The 3,892-nt window shown below is 67.2% G+C and carries 2 protein-coding genes; both read right to left on the bottom strand.

Annotated features, from left to right (window positions below; translation table 11 throughout):
* Window positions 1-41 precede the first annotated feature (41 nt).
* Window positions 42-2,132 (bottom strand): pectinesterase family protein, encoded by a 2,091-nt coding sequence (locus tag IRZ30_RS16155; RefSeq protein ID WP_294086630.1) that lies wholly within the window; start codon window positions 2,130-2,132, stop codon window positions 42-44.
* 490 nt (window positions 2,133-2,622) lie between these two features.
* A complete protein-coding gene (locus IRZ30_RS16150) occupies window positions 2,623-3,810 on the bottom strand; it encodes a M20 family metallopeptidase (RefSeq protein WP_294086627.1) in 1,188 nt (395 codons plus the stop codon).
* Window positions 3,811-3,892 lie beyond the last annotated feature (82 nt).

The raw sequence follows: 3,892 nt of genomic DNA, 5'->3' as shown, positions 1-3,892 counted from the left end.
GGACTCCGCCCCCTCCCTGGGGGGTTGTGGGGTGGAATGTGCTACGGATACGGCGTGCCGTAGCGCTGGTGCAGCGCCCAGGCGCCGATGCGGCCGAGCAGCACGTCGAACCGCGGCGGGAACTCGCCCGGATGCCACTCGAAGCGGGCGCGCTCGAAGTACTGCACCGTGTAGAGCTCGCCGGTATCGGGGTTCTGCTCGACGAACTCCTCGCTGATCGGATAGCCGTAGATCGCCAGTCCGCCGAACGCCTCCCAGTAAGACCGGAAGCCGAAGCAGAGGTTGTGGCCGGTGGCCTCAAAGTAGGTGCAGTGATCCGCCGCGCCGGGATTCGCCCGCTGGAAGGGCGGCTCCTCGTCGCGCCCGGCGGTCATGTCGCGTCCGAGCAGGCCGAGGAGGACGTCGTAGCGCTCCGGCCAAGCGCCGGGATGCCACTCAAAGCGGGCGCGCTCGAAGTACTGTACGGTCAGGCCGTTCTCGACGAACTCCTCGGTCACCGGGTAGCCGAACGTCGCCAGGCCGCCGAAGTGCTCCCAGTAAGAGCGGAACCCAGCGCAGAGGTTGTGCTGCGTCTGGGTGAAGAAGATGCAGCCGGCCTTCGGCTCGGAGGCCTGAGACGGCGGGAACTGCACGGGCGGTGGTGAAACGACGGTCCAGGTGATCTCCACGCTGTCGCTCAGGTCCGTTCCGGCAACCGTGGCGGTTACCGTGTCGGTGCCCGCGAAGGAGCCGGTGTAGCTGAAGGTGGCCTCGCCGTCCTCGTTGGTGGTTCCCTCGCCGGACGTGTCGTGCACGCCGTCGACGGCGAACTCCACGGTCACGTCGGCGACCGGGTCGCCCGCGCTTTCCGTGACCGTCGCCGTCAGGGTGACCTCCTCACCGGCCGTGGGCGAGGTGTTCGAGGCAACGAGCTCGATCTTTTCGACCGCGGGCGGCTCTTCGCCGGTCACCGTGACCGTGGTCGAGGCGGTTGCGTTATCGACAGTCGCCGAGATCGTCGCCTCGCCGGCGGCCGCGGCGGTAAAGGTCGCCGTGGCCGCGCCGGCCGCGGTGCTCGTGCTCGTCGGATCGAGCGTACCGGCACCTGCGGGATCGACGTCGAAGCCGACCGTGATACCGTTCGGCACCGTGCCGTCGCCGCTGGTGTCGCCACCGTCGCTGTTGGTCGTGAGTGACGCGGTGATCGTCGCCTCCTCGCCGATGTCGAGCTCGGCGGTGTCGGAGGTCACCGTGAAGGTCAGCCACGGGTCAAGGTTGACCGAGCCGGCAACGGTATCGCAGCCGTCGTCGTCGGGCCCCTCGTTGCAGCCCCACCAGTTGTTGGTGGCGTCGAGGACCGTCGTTGACTGGTTGTTGATCCCCATGCCATCGACGTTGCCCGCGATCCGGTTGAACGCGATGCGGTTTCCACTCCCGGTGAATGCCGAGAGGGCACGGATGCCGGCACCGCCCTCCGACTCGAGGCTCTTGACGTTGTTGCCGGTGATGGTGTTCGAGGTGATGGTAACGTTGTCTGCCCGCGCCTCGAGCAGGATGCCGTTCCCGTTGCCGCTGATGGTGTTACCGGTGATGGTGGCGCCGTCAACGTCCGAGGACACGTAGATGCCGGTCGGGTAACCGGTGATGATCGTGTCCCGGACCGTCGAGCCGCTACCCTGGTAGCCCCAACTGATCGCGATCGAGTTCTCTACCCCGGCAGGTCTCCGGATGGTGAAGCCCTCGATCGTCGTATCGGCGCTTGTCAGCGTGATAGTGAAGAGCTTGTTCCCTGCAACACCGGTGATGGTCGTGCTGTCGGCGCCAGCGCCGCTGAGCGTCAGGTCGCTCTTGTCGGCCGGCAGCGTGAGATCCTCATGGTAGGTACCAGCCGCCACGTGGATCGTGTCACCGCTGTCGGCCACGTCGATCGCGTGCTGGATTGTGCCGCACGGGTTGTTTTCCTCGAGGCAGTCATTGTCTTGGTCGTCCCCACCGACGGCGACCCAGCGGTCTGCCTGGGCGCTGGCCGGCCCGGCGGGAACCAGTGCTGCGCCGAGTGCGGCGATCAACGCCAAGACGCTGACGAGCCTGATGGCGCGCGCCAGCATACCGCTCGGGCGGCGCGCGCGCCGCGCCCGAACCGAGCTCACCATGAACTGTCCCTCACTTCCTACCCCGCTGCCACGGTCCACTCCGTGCCACCAAGACCGGGAAGCGGGCGCCGAGCTGTGGTGATGGAGCTCTGCTGGAGTCCTTCGGTCACTTCCGATGCATGGGCTATCGCGGCGGTCCACGTGCCACGATGGCGCGGAAGGGGATCGTATCCGCATCACGCATGCGTCGGGCGCATGAGCCCATCGGTCGACTCGGCATACATCCTCCCGCCCGCCATTCGCGTATGCGTGGTTGCATCAAACCGTTAACGACGAATGCGGACAGAAGGCTCCCTGAACGTTGCAACATCTGTGCCAGCTTGCGCGATTGTTTCGCGCTCCCACATCGGACGAGTTCATTGCCGGCACAAGACTAGGGCAGGCCGGTTCCCTCCCGGTTCCAGGAGGGAGCCCCGGTTTGACTGGAGTGGAGTCAGAGGGCAAAGGGGAGATCTGGCCGGGGCGCGAAGAGCCCCGGCCAGGTTGGGGACTATTCTGAGCCGTTCAGGTACGCGAGGGTGGCGCGGACCAGCGTCTCCACACCTATCGGGAGCACCTGCTCGTCGATGTCGAAGCGCGGGTGGTGGTGGCCGAAGGTCTTCCCGGTGCCCTCGTTGCTCGATCCGGCGAAGAAGTAGCAGCCGGGGGCGGCTTCCAGGAAGAAGCTCATGTCCTCGGAGCCCATCGTCGGCGTGGCCTCGACCACGTTCTCCGGACCGACGACCTCAGCCGCCGCGGCGCGCACGATCTCGGTCATTGCCGGGTCGTTGACCGTCGCCGGGACGCCGAAGCTGTACTCGACCTCCGCCTCGGCCCCCATTGCCTCCGCGATGGAGCGGATCAGCGCCGGCACTCGCTCGCTGAGGTGGCGGCGGACCTCCTTGTCGAAGGTGCGCACCGTCCCTGCCAGCTCCGCGTGGCTGGCGATGATGTTGCTCGCGGTCCCGGCATGGAGTTGGCCTACGGTGACGACCGCGGACTCCAGCGGCGACACCTCGCGGCTGACGAGCGACTGGAGTGCGACGACGGTCTGGGAGGCGATGAGCGTCGCGTCAATGCCGCGGTGCGGCTCGGCGGCATGAGCGCTGCGGCCACGGATAACCGCGCGGAATGCGTCGCCGGCGGCCATGAGCGGGCCGGATCGCACGCCGATCACCCCAACCGGCAGGTTCTGCCAGACGTGCAGGCCGAAGCAGGCATCCACGGGGGGATCCGCCATTGCTCCCGCTTCGATCATTTCCTTGGCACCGCTGACGATCTCCTCGGCGGGCTGGAACGCGAACGTGACATTCCCGGCAATCTCCTCACGCATCCCCGCAAGGATCGTCGCCACGCCGAGGAGGATGGCGGTATGGGCGTCATGGCCGCACGCGTGCATCACGCCCGGGTTCTGTGAGCGGTAGGGAACGTCGTTCTCCTCCTCGATCGGGAGAGCGTCCATATCTGCCCGCAGAAGCACGGTGCGACCGGGCCGCCCACCGCGCAGCACGCCGACCACCCCGGTCCGCCCCACTCCGGTGCGCACCTCCAGGCCCAGCTCGCGCAGCCGCTGGGCGACCACTCGGGCCGTGTTCTCCTCCTGGAAGGCCAGCTCGGGGTGCTGGTGGAAATAGCGCCGATCCTCGATCAGTTGCGGCGTCAGCCGCTCCACCTCCTGATCGATCATGCGTCCCGTCATTGTGTCCGTTCCTCTCCTCTCAGTCTGGTCGCTCGCTCGAAGCATCATAGCGCCCTCGGCCGCCGGCCGGAATGTGTCGTGC

Origin of the sequence: Sphaerobacter sp. (assembly GCF_019683595.1) — a bacterium.
GTDB lineage: Bacteria > Chloroflexota > Chloroflexia > Thermomicrobiales > Thermomicrobiaceae > Sphaerobacter.
The sequence above is the reverse complement of the archived record's forward strand: the minus strand, read 5'-3'. Positions and strand labels throughout refer to the sequence as shown.

Coding starts and splice junctions, on each gene's coding strand:
- IRZ30_RS16155 (WP_294086630.1), bottom strand. CDS start 2,132: ATGGTGAGCTCGGTTCGGGCGCGGCGCGCGCGCCGCCCGAGCGGTATG.
- IRZ30_RS16150 (WP_294086627.1), bottom strand. CDS start 3,810: ATGACGGGACGCATGATCGATCAGGAGGTGGAGCGGCTGACGCCGCAA.